Here is a 20,799-nt window from a genome sequence, read left to right as displayed (position 1 = left end):
TCCGCTAGACCACCCGTCACACCACGCGCATCCCCGTGTCGGAGGCACCGTCCGGATCATCGTCGCGCAGCTGCGATTCCGCTTGAACCAGCTCTTCTTCGGTGCTGAGATTCAGATCATGAACGACGGCGGGACTGAAACCGTTGGCAATCAGGCTACGCCGGCGTACGACCTGCATGCGCTTAGCCGAAAGCTCGCACAGCAAAAGAATCTCGCGTGCCAATTGCGCCGGCGGCTTCGAAAGCTCGCGCTGATCGAGCTTCAGTGCGATGGGCAGCCCGCGTTCGGTCGTTCGAACCTGGATCCCTCCGTCGGGGGATCTCAGCGATCCTTCCATAACCGTTGTCCTTGCCAATCCTTCGAAAGACTCTGTCCCGCAGCTTAGTACAATTGCAGGCGACCCGGCAGTAGTCGTCTGTCCGGCAAACGAGTGCGTTGCCTGTGTCAGCCGTTCGCGAGCCGGTGCCAGCCGAAAGGAAGTTGGGGCCACCAATGAGTGGTAATAGCAGGAACGCGCAGCGTGTCTTCGACGCCGGGGTGCTGTCTCTCGGCATCCCGATCGACGGGCTGGAAGTCGAACGCGACATCCAGTACGCCAGCTCAGCTTTCAAACGAGCAACCGAATATGACCCGGACATGTGCGACGCCTGGCTCGGCCGTGCCGCCGCGGGCGAAACGACCGCGGAAGTAATTCACCACCTGCATCGCACAAGCGAGGTGTTAGGACGAGAACAGCGGCGGCTGGGTCTTCCACCCCGCGCACTCTGCGGGCGCTTCGAGACCGGCCTTTACGTGGACTACACCTTGAGCTCTTTGACCGAGGTCAAACTCGCGTACGCCGCGAGCCTCATTCAGGGCAAGGATTACGACGAAGCCGAGCGGGCTCTCAGCGAACTGGCCGCACGGCGAGAAACAATGCCGGACTCGACGACCGACGAAATATGCGCCTACATCCGGGGTATCTTGCACTTCACCACCCAGCGCTGGCCCGATGTATTGACGGCATTGGCCCACTCCGCGTCATTCACCGACCAATACCTGGCGGCGGGCGCACATCTCATGGTGGGCTCGGCGTGCGCCCAGATGGGACTGTTCGGGGAGGGCCTACGCCGGCTCGACCAGGCACTCGAAGGCCCGATTCCGGCGGCTCGCCGGGCCGCCGAGTTCTGCAAGGGTCTCACGTTGCGAGAAATGGGCAATGAACCAGAGGCACGGAAGATCTTCGAGCGTATTTACAGCGAAGAACCGGGATTCGAGGCCAATTACGCAGCCCTGACCGATCCGAAGTACCGACTCGTCATTACATCCAAGGAAGTCATCGAATCCCGCACCGACAAATGGGACCCGGCTAGCGCTCCGACGCAGGCGGACCGTGACGCCGACTCCATAAACGAGCGCGGCAACGTGCATCTGCTCGCGGCGCAGCAGGAACTCGACCGCCAGGTCGGGCTCACCGAGGTGAAGGTGCAAGTCGCGAAGTTGCGGTCGGCGGCGCGACTGGCGAAATTGCGCGAGGACAAAGGCCTTAGTACCGGGTCACGCAGCCTTCATCTGGCGTTCACCGGCCCACCGGGGACCGGCAAGACCACGATCGCTCGCGTCGTTGCTAAAACCTACTGCGGCCTCGGTCTTTTGGAGTCGCTTTCCGTCGTCGAAGCGAAACGACAGGATTTTGTCGGCCAGCACCTCGGAAGCACCGCGATCAAGACGAGCACGTTGATCGACAGCGCCTTGGGTGGGGTGCTCTTCATTGACGAGGCGTACACCTTGATTCAGACCGGATTGTCGGGCGGCGACGCGTTCGGGCGTGAGGCGGTCGACACCCTGCTGGCCCGTATGGAAGACGATCGCGACCGTTTGGTCGTGATCATCGCCGGATACGACGCAGAGATCGACCGCTTCCTCTCCGCCAACGAGGGCCTTTCGTCGCGGTTCACCAAACGCATTCGGTTTCCGTCCTATACCCCCGCGGAGCTGGGTGATATCGGCCGGCTGATCGCGAAATCGCGCGACTCCGAACTGACACCCGCCGCCTACGAAGAGCTCGTGTCCGTGTGCACTCGACTGTGCGCCGAGGAGGCCACCGATCACGACGGCAACTTACGCAAGGGCATCGATTTGGCCGGTAACGGACGCTTTGTGCGTAACGTCATCGAAGCGGCCGAGGAGGAGCGTGCCTACCGTCTCACCGAGGGTCCCGAGGCCGGGCTGCACACCCTCGACGAGGAGGTCCTGATGCGCATCGAAGGAACCGACATGAAGGCGGCGCTGAGCGGCGTTCTGCAAACCTTGAATCTCAAATAAACATCCCGGGAGCTGTTTTGACGTACGAAATTGGCGGTGCTGACGCGGTCGATGAACCCACCAACCCTGCGGTCAACCCGTTGCGCTCACCACCACCGGTGGCCGGGCGTCATGCACTGGTTGATACGAACTTCACCAGCACCAGACCGGGCGCGCCGACACGGCAGCCGGGCTTAAGCACACCGGGCGGCAACGAACTCGGATTGATTCGTCCTACCAAGCCGGTTCCCCGCCAGGGTTGGCGAAAGATGGTGCACCGCTTAACCGCTGGTAAATTGAACCCGGGCGAGTCCGCGGCCGAATCGCTGTTGCAAGCGCTGACTGATCGCATCAATCAACCGGTACCAGGCTCCTACAGCATCGCTGTGCTTTCCCTCAAAGGTGGTGTCGGTAAGACTACGACTACGTTTGCGTTAGGTGCCACGTTCGCATCATTGCGGGGAGACCGAGTGATCGCCGTCGACGCCAACCCCGACTTCGGAACACTAGCCCGACGCGGCCCGAATCAGAGCCGATCAACCGTGCGCAATCTTCTGTTGGAACCGGAGATCTTGCGGTACCCCGAGATGCGGCGGCATACGTCGCAGAGCACCAGCCGGTTGGAAATTCTTGCTTCCGAGCGCGATCCTGCTATTTCGGAGGCTTTTTCGGAAGGCGACTATCGCGCCGTACACCGAATCCTCGACCGCTTCTACAACATCATCTTGATGGACTGCGGCACAGGCTTGACGCATTCTGCCACGCGGGGTGTTCTTGGAGTGGCGGATGCCTTGGTCGTGGTAGCTTCGCCGGCGATCGACTCCGCGCGCAGCGCCCTGGCGACACTTGATTGGCTGCAATACCACGGCTACGCCCATTTGGTGCCCGATGCCAGCGTGGTGCTCAGTTCAGCTCGACCGGGTGCTATGCCGATCAACGTCGAGCAGCTGACTCAACGTTTCCAATCTCAGGTGCGTTCGATATTCGTCGTGCCCTATGACCATCACCTTGCCGCGGGTGGAGAAATTACATTGGAGCTACTGAACCGCAAAACACGAGGCGCGTACATGCAACTCGCTGCCTCGGTCGCCGACGGGTTCCGTCGCCCTACGGCTCACCCGGTTCGATGATCCCGCGGCCGGAGTTCGCCTGACCGTCGCGGTACCGATGCTGTTCCCCTGCACCGCGATCCATGCCGGCATCGGCCACCGGTGTGACAGACGGCACCTCGGCCGCGCCACGTGATTGTCGAGCAGGGGCGCCTGGGTTGTACCGCGCATATCTGGCTTGCAGCGCCTCATAGGACTCCCGCGTCGCATGCGTGCGCGCGGCCGCGGCGGCCTCAGCGTGCGCATGCGCAGTGGCCTGCCCGTCAGCACTATACTGCTCAGGCGGCGACGGCTGATACTGCATCGCATATGCCTGGTACGCCTGAGCGAGGCGTACATACGCTGAATAGTCACGGGCATGGGCCAATTCAGCGGATCTGACAAGTTTGGCCTCGTGGAGCAACGCAACGAGCGCGGCGAGGGCCTGCAGAGAAGTGAGGGCCAGGATGCTGCCCAATGCCCACCTGTGCTCGTCAGCCTGGATCCAGTCGGCAAGCGTGTCAGAAAGACCCGCGACGGCGAGTGTGACGACAATCCAGCCCCGCACGGACTGGCCCGGCAGCAATCCGACCGCCGCCACGATCGCTGCCAACACACTGAGCCGCACCGGGAATCCGAGCAGCTCGCGCGTGCCGAGGCTGACCGCCAAGGCCGTCGGGCCCAGCACCGCGACAGCGACCCACAAAGATTGACGTAGCCGATTCACTCGTCTTTGAGACGAGTCAGCCCTCAATGGGCTTCCGCCATAGGTATAGCCAGGCGCGCCGTAACCGGCGGATGCCGAATCACTTTGCGGGTCGGTCATGGCCCCTCCCTGCGCGTCCCGTCGATCACCACTAATAGTCAGTCCGACATGCCCAACGACGACTTGATATAACGCATCTCGTCGGGAGTGGCCACCATCGTCACCATCACTGAGGCTGACCGGGTGCACACCTGGAGGAGGTCGCGATTGTGATCAAGCAGTCGCAAGGTAACATCGGCATCCGTTGATGGCTCGGCGTGCGGTGCTCTGACAACCATCGTCGTCACCCCGTCGCGAACCGCCGGATCTGCGACCCCGTCGAACATTTCGATCCCATAGTCGCGATCCGAGCGGGCACTCATCGAGTCAACGTCGCTGTCGTTGACACTCAGAAGACTAGGGTCACCGACCTGTTGAACCATTTCCCGCCACGCGACGGGCCGGCGGGTCTGAACCCGGACCCAGGCGCCCAACGCCGAGGACCGCAGCACCACTTGTTGAGCCAGATGCAACGTGCCGCAGATCTCCACCCGAGTCACACTCGGGCCAAATAGCGCCACGGCAACAGCTCGTCCGTGCTCGTCCGCCCCGACCACCTGACCGCATCCGGACACGGATAACTCGAGGTCCCCAAGCGCCTCAACACCATTCCGGAAGTACCAGTTCGGCACCGACCGTCGCGGTGACGGCAACGGCAAACTAGAGATCAGCGCGGCATATTGTCTGCCGGCCAAGCGCCCCAGGCCGAGCGGCTGAACCCGGGGCTGTCCTTGGCCATCAAACCGCACCAGGCCACGAACCTTGATCAGGGCATTGCGTTCGTCACGACGCAGCGATATACACACCGTCGTCGAATCACTCGGCACCGCGCACAGCAGCCCGATGGCATCAGTGGCAAGCATTGCAGGCTTAAGAAGGTAGCTGCGCAGCTCCAACCTAGCCGTGCGGCAGGCGCGCCAGGTTTCCTCAATGGCGCTCGGATTGATGCCATGTGACATTTCGCTCGTGGCCTGCATGATTTCGTCGGCGGTCATGATCTGCGCACGCAACCCCGCATCGGACAGCCGGTTGGCAACCCGCCGGGTGGCAGTAGCCGCCGTTCGCACAATGGCTTGCCAGCCACCCCCTCGGTTGCGCACCGCATCGGGACACAATGTCGGGTCCAAACGGACCGTTACCAACACCGAGCGCTGGGCGACCGCCGGCAATGGTCCCAGCACCGCCTCGTAGACCGACCCGATCTGGCCGCGGCGGCGCAATCGTGCACCTTGGCTAATCACATCGATAGAGTCCAGCCTAATATCGAACTGCACCAGGCTATCCGCCAGCAATTGGGCCGAAACCGTCTCGCCAGGCGGCGTGACCGCCGGTTCCAAGACCGTCATTACCGGAGAGTTCTCCTGCACGCGCACCACGGAAATCAGGACTTTGCCGTCCCACTGGAAACCGATCCTCGACCCGTCGGATTGTTCCGCGTCGAACGGATCGCTGCCCCCGGCGCTGCGCTTGCGGCGGCGTCGTTCATACCAAAAGCCCAGTCGCTCCGATGCCCAGCGCGGCATCGACCATCCGCGGATTCTCGTCACAAACGCCAACGCCACTGCCGCGCCGGCCGCCACACCGTACCAGCGAGGCCCGTTGAGCGAAGTCTCGACGGCGACGCCAGTGGCGACGAAAAATTCCAGCACCAGCAAGTCGGTAAAGGGCAGCAAGCGTTGCGGCACGATCACCGCCGATACAGATGGACCCGCATGCGTGAGCGGATGCCTCACGAGCCGCCGCTTAATGTCATGGCCGTTCACTGACTAGTCCCCTTCATGCATGCCAACCGATTTCGGACTCCGGCCGGTTGGCGGGCCATGCAAGTAAGCTGATATCGCCGTCAGGCATTCTGCCGAAACTCTGATGGGGGCCACCATGCCAGCGCAAGTCACTACACGCGCGCAAGTAAATGGATACCGCCTTTTGATTCGGCGGATTGAACACGCACTGATCCGTGCCGACTCACGGATGATCCACGACCCCATGCGCGGACAGATGCGTGCGCTGTTGACGGGGGTGGTCGTGGCCATGGTCGTTTGCGGCGCGGCCGGAGTGCTCGCGTTCTTCAAGCCGGCGCCCGGCTTCGGTGATTCGGCGATAATGATCAGCAAGTCGAACGGGACCTTGTTCATCCGAATCGGCGACCGGCTGCACCCCGCCCTCAACTTGGCGTCAGCACGGTTGATCGCGGGAAAGAGCGATCCGCCACAACAAGTCGATGACAAGTTCCTTAACACCGTCGCATTGGGCCCGGCGGTCGGAATCCTGGGCGCCCCTAGCAGAATCGACGGTGGCGAGAACATGGCGATGTCCTCATGGACGGTATGTGATTCCACCCAAACCCCCTCCGTCTCTGAGCTGGCCGGCGCATCCATGGTCGAGACTACGGTGCTCGCAAACGACCCAGCGTTTGGCGAAGACATCCGGGCCGCTGCACCCGAGCAGACGTTGCTCGCCAAAGCCAACGACACCACATACCTCATATATAACGGCGTACGGGCTGAGATTAACCCCATCGATCCCACTCTGTACAACGCACTGCGCTTGGCCGACGGCGAAGTTCGACCGGCTTCGCCGGGATTTCTCAACGCCTTCCCGTTGGTCGAACCGATCGTGCCGATCGTCATCCCCAACGTCGCGGAGCCAACCACCTATCTGCCGGAGACCTACCGGGTCGGCGCGATTCTGAGAACCGTCGACTCGCGAGGTAGTCAGCTCTACGTGGTGCTGAGAGAAGGGCTACAACCCATCTCCCCCGCGACCGCCGACATCATCCGGTACGGTAACCCCAATTCTCCTGCGGTGTCAGAGCCGATCGGCATATCCCCGGCCATCGTCAGGGACGTGCCAGTTGTTCACAACTTACCTGTCAACCATTACCCGGCAACGGCACCGCGTTTCGTACATACGGACCCGGACCGCGTGGTTTGCATGTCGTGGCAGCGCAATAGTTCGCCGGGCGAGGCAACCACCCGCCTGCTCGTCGGACGCCGCCTACCGCTACCCGGCGGTGCGCAGCCGGTACAGCTGGCCACTGCCGATGGCGGCGGACCCGGGCTTGACAGCGTGTACCTCAAACCCGGTACTGGGGAATACGTTCAAGCCTCCGCCGACGGTCCCGACAGCTCGGCACTGGGCCAATCGTTCTACGTCAACGACCTCGGTGTCCGATTCCATATCCCCGACCAGGCTGCAGCGACAGCGTTGGGCGTCGTCGGAGTCAAACGGCCCGGCAGCACCAACGCAATGCCTCAGGCGGCACCGTGGTCGGTACTGAGGTTACTTCCGCCCGGACCCGAATTATCCCCGCAGGCAGCGCTGATCGCCCACGACGGGATGGCGGCCGATCCTAACGGCCATGCAGTCACACCACCCAAGCACTGATCTCGGACCCCGCGCCTTCATCGGAACCCCTGCACGCCAACGGAGCCATTGTCTAACAAGTCGGAGGCACTGGCTACCAATGAGTCGCGCGCTTTCTCTCCGCAGCGTTCGGTGCAACCAAAAGTGAATCTGTTGAGAGGTTTTGCCTACCATGCAGCTTCGACATCAGATGCGCATCTCGCGAAAGAAAGCGTAGAGCCGGACAATCCAGCAAACCAATGGAAATATCAATCCGATAGCAATGTACTCGAAAACTTCAACCCGACGCCGCATTACCGGAGAGAACTCTCGGCCAGGCGCGATTAGCCCGCACACCACCAAGAGTGCCGTCAAGACGACCAACATAACGGCGGCATTGGTCTGCCAGTCCTTGACGAAAGTGGCCGTCTTGAGGATGACGGCCAACGCGATCACCAAACCAGCTACGATCAGCACCGCCGACTGGACCAGGTCGTGATGGCTGCGCCCCCGTAAACACAGAACCGTTGCTACCACGAAACCGAAAGCCGCCCCCTGCCAGAAGAATTCATCCGCGACGCCAGCAGCGAAATAGCAGCCGACCACAGCGAGTACTGCGGCGGCGCCCACTAACCCGGTCAGATACTCCCTTGCCCGCCGCACCTGCTCGACCATCCCTTCCTCGGTGGGGATGACCTGCTTGCCAACCGCATTGACGCCCTCGACCGCGTTGCCGATTTGCGTCTCGATATCGTCAAGCGGCTCACCAGCCGTCGGAACGCGCGGCACCGGCAGCCCAGACACCAAGATCGTGGCTCGGGGGGCGACGTAGACCACGACGACCGCGACGGTCGCCAAAATCGCTCCCACACTTCGCGGATTCGGGTGCAGCAACAACTGCGCTAGCAGGGCTGGAACACCTAACACCGCAGCCGCGATCACCGCGGTATACAGCGTTCGGCCGCGAGCGGAGCCCAGCAGCTGCAACAACGCCACCAACGCCGTCACGGACATAGCCATGGGCAGGGCGTTCACGCCGTAGGCGGCGGGTAACGCATCTAGCGAGCCGCCGAAAATCAACGGGAGCGCCGTCACCGCCAGCCACGCCGCCTTGCATGCGTCACCGGACCGGAACGAAATCACGAATGCGCCAACCGCATAGCCGACCCCAACCAGCAACGCGGACACAGCGGCAGCCGGCGTGCCGGCGAAACCAGCTACAGGGGCGACGCGAGGAAGTAGTAGGGCGGCGGCAGCCGAGAGGACGATGCCGGTGGCGAACCACCCTGACCTCCAAAGTTGCTCAGCGAACCACCGCCAGCGATGGTCGCCCGGACTGGGCATGTCTTCCAGATTGTCAGCCAGCGACGATGACGCGGGTGCGCCCGCCTTGCCTACGACTAGGAGCTCGCCGTCATGGACACCCGCTTCGGCCAACGACCGGCCCGGATCAATATGGTCACCTGTCAGGCGCGTAAAGATCCACTTACCCTCGGAATTATCGATTTTGACATCCACACCGGCTTGAACGAGAAGCTGGTCGTTGGCTAACTCGATTACGTCGTTAACAATTGCCGAAGTGGCCACGCCGGTGGGCACGGCGACGTCGATCAGCAGTCCACCGACCACGACGGTGATCCGGCCGAGGTCATGCTCATCGGTTGACTCAGAATCCAGCTCGGATAATGATGGCGGCAACGTCATCGGGCAGCGCCCCCTTCTGACGAACAATTCAGGGCGACAATACCTTTGAATGACCTTCGGGTGCTCATCGAGTGAACCGGCTCCGCGGGCAGGCATTCACACAGGAGGTGGCTTGGCACGGCAAGGGTTCGTTCGCCGCCTGCGCATCGCGCCGCCGCGAATGCCCGGCGGAGAGGTCCAGCTTCAGTCGCCTCCGGAAGTGCCACGCATCATCCCTGGCAATTTGTTGACCAAGCTGATGCCGGTGATGATGGCTGTCGCGGTCGTCGGGATGATCGCTCTGATGGTCACGGTGGGCGGCCGTGATGTCAGCCGCAATCCGACGTTCCTCATTTTCCCCATGATGATGGTCATGTCCATGGCCGGCATGTTCATGGGCGGCGGTGCTGGCGGCAAACCCGGGAAAGCCGCCGCAGAACTCGACGAGGAACGTAAGGATTTCTTCACCTACTTGGCCGGGCTGCGCAGCGACGCCGAAGAAACCGGTGCAGCCCAGCGCGCCGCTCTGGAGTGGAGCCATCCAGACCCACGAACTCTTATCGAGGTGGCCGGCACACGCCGGATGTGGGAACGCCGCCCCACCGACCACGACTTCTGCCACGTTCGCGTCGGCGTCGGGACTCAGCGGCTGGCCAGCCGTCTGATCGCCCCAGAGACGGGACCACCCGAAGACTTGGAGCCCGTCTCGACAAATGCCTTGCGGCGCTTCGTCAGCACGCACTCGGTGGTCCACGCATTGCCAACGGCTGTTTCGCTCCGTGCTTTTCCCACGATCAGCTTCGATGGTGACCGCCAACTCGGTCAGCAGTTGGTGCGGGCGATGATTCTGGAATTGTGCGCCTTCCACGGCCCAGACCATCTGCAGGTCGCAGTGGTGACGGCCAGCCCGGACAGTCCGAGCTGGAGCTGGGTGAAGTGGCTGCCCCAGGCGCAACACCCGTCGGCGCGTGACGGGTGCGGCACCATGCGGATGCTGTACCCGTCGTTGGAACTATTGGAAAATTCGCTGGCATTCGAGCTCGCCGAGCGGGGACGGTTCAACCGTAACGCTCAACCGAAGCAGGGTGCCAAGCAGTTAGTCGTGGTCATCGACGACGGCTACGTCACCGGTGATGAACGATTGATCACCGACGCCGGGCTGGAGAGCGTCACGGTGCTCGACCTCAATGGCCCTCGCGGAGACCGTCCGTCGGCGCGCACCCTGCAATTGGTGGTGGAAAACGACGACGTGGCCGCACGCACCGCGGCCGGCACCGAACGCTTTGCCACTCCAGACCGCCTGACACTGGCCGAAGCCGAGGCCGCCGCCCGCGTCTTCGGCGGGTACCAGCTCGGCGGTGCTGCCCATCTCGTCAACCTCGACTCGGAGTCCCGCGCCAGCGATCCCGGTTTGATGGCCCTGCTGAAAATTCCCGACGCCGCCGAACTCATCCCCGAGGACGTGTGGCGACAACTAACTCCACGGCGACGCTTAAGGGTTCCCGTCGGTTATACCCCGTCGGGCCAACCGCTCGAACTGGACATCAAAGAGTCCGCCGAGGGCGGCATGGGCCCTCATGGATTGTGCATTGGCGCGACCGGCTCAGGTAAGTCTGAATTCCTGCGCACGCTGGTGTTGGCGATGATCACGTCGCACTCACCGGAAGTGTTGAATCTGGTTCTGGTGGACTTCAAAGGTGGGGCAACGTTTCTCGGGCTGGAGGGCGTCCCACACATCGCCGCAATCATCACCAACCTCGACGAGGAACTCACGCTCGTCGATCGGATGCGCGACGCACTGGCCGGCGAGATGAACCGCCGCCAGGAGTTGCTGCGCTCGGCGGGTAACTTTCCCAACGTGACCGAGTACGAACGCGCCCGGACCAACGGCGCTGAATTGGACCCGTTGCCAGCGTTGTTCATCGTGGTCGACGAGTTCTCCGAGTTGCTGTCCCAAAAGCCAGATTTCGCGGAACTATTCGTAATGATTGGCAGACTCGGCCGATCGCTGCACATACACCTGCTGCTCGCGTCGCAGCGGCTCGAAGAGAGCCGGATGCGCGGGCTGGACTCCCACCTCTCGTACCGGATCGGACTCAAGACCTTCTCGGCAGGTGAATCACGCAGTGTGCTCGGCGTTCCCGACGCCTACCACCTGCCCAGCGTGCCGGGCTCGGCCTTCTTGAAGTGCGACGCGGATGAGCCGATTCGGTTTAATTCTTCCTACGTATCTGGTGACTACGTCAGTCCCCGCATCTCGTCACGAAGCGGGCGGGTATCACTGCTCGGTGCCCAGGCGCCGAAACTGTTCACCGCCACCCCTGTCGAGACGGACCCCGCGGCACCTGCACCGATCGAGGAGGCCGCTGACGTGGCCGAGACCGAAACGTCTTCCGGGCCGACGAAAATCACCCTGCTCGACGTCGTGGTAAGTCGCCTGCGAGGCCACGGGCGCCCGGCACACGAAGTGTGGCTGCCGCCGCTGGAGGCTAGTCCCGCGGTCAACGACCTCTTGCTCTATTCGCCGTGGAATGATCCTCGCAACATCAACGGGCAGTTGTGGCTACCGATAGGGGTAGTCGACCGCCCTTATGACCAACGTCGCGACAGACTGGCGGTTGATCTCTCAGGTGCTCTCGGCAATGTCGCAGTGGTCGGCGGCCCGCAGTCGGGCAAGTCGACAGCGATCCGCACCTTGATCATGGCCGCGGCCGCCACGCACACTCCCGAACAACTGCAGTTTTACTGCCTTGATTTCGGCGGCGGCACCCTGGCCAGCCTGGCGGGCCTTCCGCACGTGGGCAGCGTGGCCGGGCGCATGGACGCCGACCGCATTCGGCGCACCATTGCCGAAATCAGCGGGCTGCTGCGCGAGCGGGAGTTGCGGTTCAGAGACCTCCGGATCGAATCGATGCGAGATTTCCGCCAACGCAAGGCCCAGTTGGCGGCGGCGCATCCCGACATCGCCGCCACAGATCCCTTGAGCCAGGACAAGTTCGGCGACGTAGTACTGGTGGTCGACGGGTGGGCGACAATCAGGAGTGACTTCGAAGCGCTCGAGCCGGCATTGCAGGCCATCGCGATCCAGGGCCTGTCCTACGGTATTCACTTGATCGTCGCGGCCAGCCGCTGGATGGAAATCCGGCCCGCCGTCAAAGACATGCTTGGCAGCCGTGTCGAGCTGCGCATGGGTGACCCGATCGACAGCGACATCGGCCGTAAATGGGCCGAACTAGTTCCGGTTGGCCGACCCGGCCGCGGGATGAACGCGGAGCGATTACACATCTTGATCGGGTTGCCGCGACTGGACTCAAGCTCCGACGTCGAAGACCTACCCACCGGGGCCGCCGCTGCCTGCGAGGCGGTGCGCCAGCTGTACGGCGACCGGCAGGCTCCGCCGGTGCGCATGCTTCCGCATAATGTGGACCGAACCGCTGTCGTCGACTTCGCCCGCCGGGCAGACGCCCTAGGGAAGGCAAAGGTGGCCATCGGCATCAGTGAAGCCGAATTAGCCCCTGTTGTACTGAATTTCGACGTGCAACCGCACTTGGTCGCGCTTGGGGACACCGAATGCGGTAAGACCGGATTATTGCGCAACATCGCCCAGGGCCTGATGGAGAACAGTTCACCGCAAGAGTGCAGGATCGTACTGGTCGACTTCAGGCGCACCTTGCTCGGCGTGGTCGACAACGATTATCTCGGCGGATACGCGACGGCTGCACAATCGTGCGCGGAGCTGATGACCTCGTTGGCGGCATCGTTGAAGGACCGACTGCCGCCCAGCGACATCACCCAACAGCAGCTCAAAGAACGCTCGTGGTGGCAAGGCCCGGATCTCTATGTGTTGATCGACGATTACGACCTGATTCCCGGCGGATCGCTCAATCACCCCCTAGGGGCACTAATCGAATACCTCCCGCAGGCACGGGATATCGGTCTGCGCGTCGTCGTCACTCGACGGATCGGCGGCGCCGCGCGAGCCATGATGGATCCGATCCTCGGCCGACTCAAGGATCTTTCGTGCAACGGCCTGGTAATGAGCGGCACCAAGGACGAGGGCGCGTTGTTCGGCTACAAAGCGCAGCCGATGCCGCCGGGACGCGGGATGTTCATCTCCCGGACGACGAAAAGTGACGTAATCCAACTTTCCTGGATGCCCGACCTATGACAGGTGCCTTGGCGACGGACGTTGGCGTCATGTCTCCCGCGCCTCAACGGGTGCGGTTGTCGTTCTTGAGCAGCCGAACTCAGGTGGATGTATCACTGCCGCTCGATGTGCCAATCGTCGTCCTGCTTCCGCACTTGGTGAAGTTGACGGCGCCGCGCGAGGTCGACGCGTCCGAAGACCCGTCCATCACGGAGGCAAAGAATGACATCTGGGTGCTCAACCGGCACGACGGAGAGACGCCGCTGCCGCCAGACAGCACGTTGCGCGAAGCCGGCGTAGCCGAGGGCGAACTACTGCGGCTGACCGCCAAGCGTGCGTTGACCCCGCCGACGCTCTACGACGACGTGGTTGACGCGGCCGCGCGTCTGAACAAGGCCGCCCATCCCGGATGGGACGGCACTGCGGCGCGTTGGATGGCGTTCGCCGGCGTGTATCTCACTTCCGGTGGTTGGGTTTACCTGCTGCTGTCAAATACGTTCGCGGCCAAGCGCACTCCGTTGGTGGCGTGGTCGGTGACCGTGGCCCTGGCGCTGATAGGAGCGGCCGCTTTGGCCTACCGCCGCTACGCGCAGCGCGATATCGCAGCGGCGCTTGGGTGGGCGGCGTTGCCGATCGCCGGTGCGGTCACCTGGGTAGCGGTTCACGGGTTAGGCGGCTACGGGTTGGCGGCCGGCTGTGCGGCAATGACGGCACTTTGTGCCGTTCTGCATCTCGCTGTAGGCACTGGCCATTGGGGTTACCTTGTCTTTCAAGTGATCTGCGCCCTAGGTGGAATCGCGCTGGCGCTGTACGCCGCAGGGCTTGGCACCAGCGTGGCTGGTGTCGGCCTGGCACTCGTCGCCACGCTGGCTTGCCTCGCGGTGCCCAGCGCGACCCGCCGTTTCCCTCGGGTCGCGGCGCTGCGGCGCCGTCACGGCCGCAGCGACGTCACGTCCGGGAATCCGTCACGTGGCCACGATGTGTGGGCTCGCGTGCGCTCAGAGACGTTCACCCGGTCGGCGCTCTACGCAGGATTGGCGCTAAGCGCTGGGCTCGGTGCGGTTGTCGTCCTGATATCTGTGCGGCCGGTCCGGTGGTCTGGCGCGATTTTCGCGTTGGCCTGCGCCGCGACGTTGGCACTCCACTCGCAGCGGCCCATCACCGTCGTGGAGCGCGCGGCGTTAGCGGCACCAGCCGTAGCCCTGACGGTATTGAGTTGTCTTCTGGCACAGAACGGTAGCCGCCCGATATCCATCGTCACGTTCGGTGCACTGCTAGTAATGGCTGTGGTGTTTGCGGTGATCGGTGCCACGGCCCGGCCCGGGCGAGCGCCCCAACGGCTCCAGGCGTTGCTTGCTTACCTGCACTACCTGGTCGTCGCCGCGCTGATCCCCCTGGCCTTATGGGTGGTTGACGGTTACGAGCGCTGGGGCTCGGCATGATTCGCGCGGTGGCGGTCTTGACCGTCATCCTGTTCATCGCGGGATCGGCCACGGCACCGGTACCAGCGCTCGCCGTCGAACCTCCGCTGGTACCGCCAGGGCCACCACCCGGCGGGCCCGTCGCTCCGCCGGACCCGACCGAACAGAAAGCCGCCTGTGGCGTCGGTGCAACGTTTCCTGGCAGCGCGTTCCGGCAGCGTCCATATGCCGACACCATGCTCGACTACAGCGCAGCATGGAGGTTTTCGCGCGGCGCCGGGCAGAGGGTCGCAGTGATCGACACGGGTGTGTCACGCCATCCCCGGCTGCGTTCATTAGAAGGCGGCGGAGACTATGTTTCGGCGTCGGACGGCCTGGAGGATTGCGACGCCCACGGCACCGTGGTCGCGGGTCTAATTGCCGCCGCTCCGGATCCCGACGACGCCTTCGCCGGCGTAGCGCCGGACGCCACCATAGTGTCGATCCGCCAGAACAGCAATGTGTATTCGGCGCACGGAGCCGGTTCTGCACAAAACGATCCGAATGCGGTGGCGCCGGGCTATGGAAGCACGCAGACCCTGGCGCTGGCCATCGTCCGCGCCGTGGATCTGCGTGCGACGGTGATCAACCTGTCGGAGACAGCATGCGCGCCGGTGGGCGCCGGCATGAACGACGCCGCACTTGGACAAGCGGTTCGCTACGCGTTCGAGCGGAACGTGGTCGTCGTGGCCGCCGCCGGCAACGTTGACTCACAGGGTCTTTGCAGTGCGCAAAACGAGGTGCGTGACCCCAATCTTCCGCTGACCGACGCGTGGAATTCAGTGCGCACGATCGCGAGCCCGCCGTGGTTTCAGGACTATGTCCTGACCGTCGGCGCGGTGGCGCCGGACGGGAGACCTAGCGATTTCTCACTGCACGGACCATGGGTGGATGTGGCTGCACCGGGCGAGCAGCTGACCTCGCTGAGCCCCAATGCGCCTGGGCTGATGAACGCCTGGCAGGACGCGCAGCGCGGCATGGTGCCGGTTAACGGCACAAGCTTCGCTGCCCCCTTTGTATCCGGCGTCGTCGCCCTCATGCGATCGCGTTTTCCCGAAATGTCGGCCGCAGAGGTCATGGAGCGGATCAAACGCACGGCGCAGACACCGGCGGCCGGGCCAAACGCGGCGACCGGCTATGGAGTTGTCGACCCGATCGCCGCGTTATCACGCGTCGTGCCACCAGCCACCGAGGCACCGGCTCCCTTTGCCGGCCGTGCCATTACCGCTCCGACCCCGCGGGAGGCGGTCGTTAGCCGAGGCCGCGACCTTGTGCTGGGCGTCGTCGCAGCCTGCGCGGCGCTGGCGGTGATCGCCATAGTGGTGATCGGTGGCGCGACCGGCAACCGAAAGTGAATCGAAGCGGCGACAGAATTAGAGGTGTGATGAACAATCGATTCAATGCGGATCAGGCCTCGGCAGGTCCTCACCTACCTTCCTCCGAAGGGTCTTGGGCACAAACGCTTACGTCACACGGTGATGCTGAGGACATCGACCGGCCTGACGCGCACGCCCCCGTGCGCGACGAGTCTCAGGACGAAACATGGGGTTTCGCGGCGGCCGTCGACGAGACTGCGCCGACCGGGTCTGGCGACATCGATGAAATCGAAGGCCGCGCCGCCCGCCTGATGGCCCAAGTGGCAGCCCAGCGGCTGCAAAAGCAGGCACAGCAACCGGAATCGGTCGACGACATGTCGTCGGATGGAAACGAGGAACCTTGGGATGATAACGAATTCGAGTCGATGACCTTGGAGGACGCCACGGAGGACGTCGTCGTCGACGACGATTCGAACAGGCCAAGCTCCACCAGACAAATGGCGTTACCTCCGTGGCAGTCTTTTACCTCTCCGGTGGGCACGGAGTTCGACGCATCGGAAGCCCGCTCACCGGCCGTTAACCGTGACGAGCCGCCGGCAGCCCCGGTGCGGACACCCCCTGGCCCCGTGCCACCACCGCCGCCTGGGTGGCCGCCCGGGCTACCCCTGCCGCAGCGCGATTGGCAAACCCCCCCGGAGTGGCCGCCTGGGTTACCGCCGCTGCCGCCCGGCTGGCAAGCCCCACTGCCGTGGTTGCTTCCGCCCGAGCAGGCGGCGCCGAACCGACAAGGGCACGACGACGCCCCACCGAGTTCAACGGTGCCGAGTGGTCCAATACAGCAGCGACTTACCGAGCACGTTGCGCAGCAATCGTTTCAGGTCCCACCGCCGCTGGACGAAGCCGAGATCGTCAACAAGGTCCGGCACGCGCCGGAGTCGGGGTGGCGAGCGGTGGTGTACAAGGTCACCGGCGGTCGCATCAATCCAGGTCTGTCCCGCAAAGACCGTGAACGGCAGGCGCTGCTCGAGCAGATCCGACAGCCGATCGCCGGTGATTTCCGCATCGCGGTGATATCCCTCAAGGGTGGAGTCGGAAAGACGACAACAACTCTGGGTCTGGGCTCGGCGTTGGCGACAGTGCGTACCGACCGGGTCATTGCTGTCGACGCAAATCCGGACCGGGGCACTCTGGCGGAACGCGTCGCCGACACATCGAACACGTCGACCGTGCGGGATCTTTTGCGGGATCCCAACATTACGCGGTACGCCGACGTTCGCAATCACACCCGAATGGCTTCCAGCCGACTGGAGGTGCTCGCCAGCGAGCAGGACCCTGAAGTGGCGGAGGTGTTCGGCGAGACCGACTACCGCTGCACGATGGACATTCTTCGGCACTACTACAACATCATTCTCACCGACTGCGGCACCGGAATCATGCACTCGGCGATGACCGGCATCCTCGACTTGGCCAATGCGATCGTTCTAGTCACGTCGCCGGCTATCGACGGGGCACGCAGCGCCTCGGCGACGTTGGACTGGCTTGCTCAGCACGGTCACGCCGCGTTGGTGCGCGAAGCCCATGTGGTATTGACCGCACCGAAACCGGGTTCCGCGGCGGTCAAGCTAGACAAGGTAGTTGAACACTTCGCGGCCCGGTGCAGGTCGACGCACGTCATTCCATTCGAACGGCATTTGGCCGCGGGCTCCGATTTCGATTTCGGATTGCTCAAGCCCCAGACCATGCGCGCTTACCTCGAACTGGCCGGCGCTGTGTCAGAAAAGTTCTCGCGGCCCCGCTAGCCTGGCGCTGAAATCGCCTTGGCCCGCGTCCTGGCGGCAAAGCGGGTGGTAAACGCGAAGGCTGCCTCGGCTGTCGGCCCTGACGTTGCGGTCTGCACGACGCCGTCGTCGGCGACCAAGAACGCCGGTCGCTCGATCGCGATCTCGCCTTCGGCGGCCGGAAAGTACACGTGCCAGCCAGCGTCCATGCGGGTCGCCTCCAGCCGATCGAGCGAGTCATCGGCGGTCTCGACTCGGTTTACGCGGCAGTAATCGGCGACCAGTTGCTTGGCGACCTCGGCCCCGATGCGTGCATGGGCGGGAAGCAGCACACCGGCCGCGTCGAGCTGGGCGAGCGCTTCGGCGAAGTCGAATCCAGCGGGAACGCCATCTGGGAACAACCTGTTGAGACATCGCGGTGTGGCCACGAGCGCCTCGGCGGCAGCGATGAATTCCCGAGCCGCCGTCAGTGTCTCGTCGGTGGCCGTCGTCCCCGCGATCGACACCATGTCGGCAACCAGGCGGGCCGCATGGTCGGCGGTGTCCAGGTCGGGCATCGCATCAACGATTTCGTCGACCGGCTCCCATTGCTCTGGCGTCTCGCGGATATCGGCCCTGTACCAATGGTCCCCGTCCCACCAGTAGCAAAACGACAGCAGGCCATCGGCGACCCGCTCATCGAGGTACCAATTGTGCACCCAGCGTGGCGCGCCGCGGTATAGCTCAGGAAAATCGATCACACCCCAATACGCCGCCGTCAACAGCACCGAATCATCAGCGCCGCCGGACAATACCGCACGACCGTCGGGCAGGCGGGCCAGCGTGCACCCGCCACGACCACCGCGATAGACACAATAGGTCGGGTTAATGCGTGGTCCGAGCGGCGCATCGGATCCGCCGCACACCGCCGCCAGCGCCGCCATTCGCGACCACAGCTCCGGCAGCGGCGGAATCTCATCGTCGGCTAGTCGCGGCGCCGCACGCCCACCCACCCCGTTACCGGCCTGAGCCTCCGCTGCCTGTGCCGCAGTGCGCACCTGCTGACCCTCGTAGGCAATGTGTGCCATCAGCCACAACGCAACATCGGCACGCGGATAACGCTCCAAATCAACCAGATACGCTTCGCCGGACAGAAGATGCTCCCACGGAATCATCGTGTCCCCGTAGTCGAATCCCGCCTGCACCATCCCGCCGCGGTCGACATGGAGTAGCAACCTCAGCCACGGGCCCTGTTCACCCGCTGTCAACTCGCGATGAGCCCGCGCCCGCTGCATCGCCCCGACCTCGACGGGCACTCCAACCGCACCACCAGGGGTGTCAGCGACCACATCAACGATCTCTTCGTCCCCGGCCACGCTGAACACCGCTCGGAGCGCATCGAAATCAGGCGGTGCGTCCCCGGCTAGAATCAGCGCAATCTCCTCCACCAGCTGCTGCGCATCCTGCGCCGAAGCCTCAGAAGTACCGGAAATACCCTCGGTGGCTAAGGATGTCGGCTCAGACGCAATGGGATCCACCCGGGCTTCCGACGCTTCCGATCCCTGCTCCGTCACACCCTCACCTCGTGATCAACCTGCAGAAAACACACGGCCACGGCAAAAACCTCCACACCTAACCATATAGCTATGGCGGCCGAATCTGTTGTGCACCAGGCGATAGCAGTGCACTGTCCCCTAATAGGGTGTGACACAACCGGATTCCTCATTAAACGGCTCATCTACTGACGCAGTGCGCCAGATCCGAAGCCCACCAATCCACGCGACGCTATCGCGGGGGATCCGCGACCCGCGGAGACGGATGCGAACGTTAAAGTGTTTACGTGGCTCCAAAAGTCGCAACAGCCGAGCCTCGTGAACGAACCATCCGTCACGTGACCAACGATGGTCGTGTCCGTAGGGGTCGTGAACTACTGTGAGCAAGGCCCGACCTTCCCAATGCGCGCCAATGCCGGTGTTCGTCGAATGCCTGATTCCCAGATGTTCATCCCCGGGGAAGGTGCGGGCACCTAACACACCGCCTGACTGAGGCGCATCACACGTTTCGATCATTGCCTTTTTCACCGGATAGGGCGGTCGAGGGTTCGGGTTTGCCCCTGGTGGGGGTTGATTGGATAGCGGAAGGGAGCCCTCTCCGATAACTGACCCACATTGTCTGCTGGTTGAGGTTTTCCGCCCGATCAGCACGGCATCGAGACTTATCCTGTTCTGCGCCCGCTCCTGTTCTGCGCCGCGAATTCGCCGGGGTCATTGACGTTGACCTACGAAAAATCCCAACCCGCGGCCCAAAGGCGGTCAAGACCCGCGGGTCTTGCAACACTGATTCGATGGCGTTATCGACGTCGGTGTCATCGTCGGGAGGACTGTCCTTTGGCACCGTTGGGCCGACGCTCTCCGAATGGCTCAGGGCACCCAGCCGTGCCACTGAATCGGCCGAGCCTGCCGCCGAGATCATGTCCGCCGCAGCGCTGTTGGCAGCAGCGAAACCCGCTAGCCCGGCAGGAACAACTGACAAGACCACCGCCGAACCCTCCCTGCCTGAACCGCGAAGCCCCGGGCCCGCGACCGAGCTGAGCCAAGGGCACATAGCCTTATCCGTTGACCCAGCGATTCCTCAATCGTGTCCTCACCGAGACGCCACCGCCACGACACGCCTCCTCTTTGGTGAGAGGCTTCAACTCCCACGCCACGACACAGCGGCGAGAATGCCGACTACAGGTAGCTGTGGTCCGGGTGATACCGAACATCTTGATACCAGTGACCACGTCCAGTATGGTGCAGGCGGAGTTATGGTGCGCCGCATTAGGTTTGCAGGCACCGTGGCGTTCTGGGCTTTCGGGGAGTTGAGCACCGGCCGACCCAAGCGGCGGACGTGCTGGAAAAACATGGCGCCGGCAA

At 63.3% G+C, this 20,799-nt stretch carries 11 protein-coding genes and 1 pseudogene; 7 read left to right on the top strand and 5 right to left on the bottom strand.

All coding sequences use genetic code 11. The features are described from left to right. Positions 1-16: 16 nt before the first annotated feature. Complete coding sequence (locus A5622_RS14995) at positions 17-337, bottom strand: hypothetical protein (RefSeq protein WP_066859734.1); 321 nt, start codon at positions 335-337, stop codon at positions 17-19. A gap of 155 nt (positions 338-492) precedes the next feature. Between A5622_RS14995 and eccA the strand changes: the two genes are divergently transcribed. After that, positions 493-2,304, top strand: a complete 1,812-nt coding sequence (gene eccA, locus A5622_RS14990; RefSeq protein WP_066859731.1) for a type VII secretion AAA-ATPase EccA — start codon at positions 493-495, stop codon at positions 2,302-2,304. A gap of 17 nt (positions 2,305-2,321) precedes the next feature. Beyond that, on the top strand, positions 2,322-3,413 hold the full coding sequence (locus tag A5622_RS28325; protein ID WP_156752965.1) for a MinD/ParA family protein: 1,092 nt from the start codon (positions 2,322-2,324) through the stop codon (positions 3,411-3,413). Here the strand turns inward: A5622_RS28325 and A5622_RS14980 are convergent. Next, positions 3,391-4,197: a DUF5336 domain-containing protein gene (locus A5622_RS14980; protein ID WP_156752964.1), complete on the bottom strand. Its 807-nt coding sequence runs from the start codon at positions 4,195-4,197 to the stop codon at positions 3,391-3,393. The two genes, A5622_RS28325 and A5622_RS14980, sit on opposite strands and share 23 nt — an antisense overlap. 38 nt (positions 4,198-4,235) lie before the next feature. Next, complete coding sequence (gene eccE, locus A5622_RS14975; protein WP_232002982.1) at positions 4,236-5,939, bottom strand: type VII secretion protein EccE; 1,704 nt, start codon at positions 5,937-5,939, stop codon at positions 4,236-4,238. A gap of 103 nt (positions 5,940-6,042) precedes the next feature. Between eccE and eccB the strand changes: the two genes are divergently transcribed. Beyond that, positions 6,043-7,563 carry a type VII secretion protein EccB gene (eccB, locus tag A5622_RS14970; RefSeq protein ID WP_232002161.1) on the top strand — a complete coding sequence of 507 codons (1,521 nt, stop codon included), beginning with the start codon at positions 6,043-6,045 and terminating at the stop codon, positions 7,561-7,563. 165 nt (positions 7,564-7,728) lie between these two features. On the opposite strand, the gene eccD (A5622_RS14965) is transcribed toward eccB, so the two are convergent. Then, positions 7,729-9,225, bottom strand: a complete 1,497-nt coding sequence (gene eccD / locus A5622_RS14965) for a type VII secretion integral membrane protein EccD (protein WP_066879505.1) — start codon at positions 9,223-9,225, stop codon at positions 7,729-7,731. A 112-nt stretch (positions 9,226-9,337) separates the two neighbouring features. Here eccD (A5622_RS14965) and eccCa point away from each other — a divergent pair, with 112 nt between their 5' ends. The 4 genes and pseudogenes from eccCa to A5622_RS28320 form a co-directional block, all read left to right on the top strand. Then, the gene (eccCa, locus tag A5622_RS14960; protein ID WP_197508018.1) at positions 9,338-13,372 is read left to right on the top strand and encodes a type VII secretion protein EccCa; all 4,035 of its coding nucleotides are present in this window, start codon (positions 9,338-9,340) and stop codon (positions 13,370-13,372) included. 56 nt (positions 13,373-13,428) lie between these two features. Beyond that, the gene (gene eccD, locus A5622_RS14955) at positions 13,429-14,793 is read left to right on the top strand and encodes a type VII secretion integral membrane protein EccD (protein WP_232002981.1); all 1,365 of its coding nucleotides are present in this window, start codon (positions 13,429-13,431) and stop codon (positions 14,791-14,793) included. Then, complete coding sequence (gene mycP, locus A5622_RS14950; protein WP_066859708.1) at positions 14,790-16,166, top strand: type VII secretion-associated serine protease mycosin; 1,377 nt, start codon at positions 14,790-14,792, stop codon at positions 16,164-16,166. The genes eccD (A5622_RS14955) and mycP overlap by 4 nt, the downstream gene beginning before the upstream one ends. 842 nt (positions 16,167-17,008) lie before the next feature. Further along, positions 17,009-17,926 (top strand): annotated as a pseudogene (locus A5622_RS28320) (AAA family ATPase); the annotation flags it as partial. On the opposite strand, the gene A5622_RS14935 reads toward A5622_RS28320, so the two are convergent. Then, the gene (locus tag A5622_RS14935; protein ID WP_156748688.1) at positions 17,923-19,458 is read right to left on the bottom strand and encodes a hypothetical protein; all 1,536 of its coding nucleotides are present in this window, start codon (positions 19,456-19,458) and stop codon (positions 17,923-17,925) included. The pseudogene A5622_RS28320 and the gene A5622_RS14935 sit on opposite strands and share 4 nt — an antisense overlap. Between the last annotated feature and the right edge of the window lie 1,341 nt (positions 19,459-20,799).

It is taken from the genome of Mycobacterium sp. 1245801.1, assembly GCF_001673055.1.
Taxonomy (GTDB): domain Bacteria; phylum Actinomycetota; class Actinomycetes; order Mycobacteriales; family Mycobacteriaceae; genus Mycobacterium; species Mycobacterium europaeum_A.
This window is presented reverse-complemented; position numbering and strand designations above follow the sequence as displayed.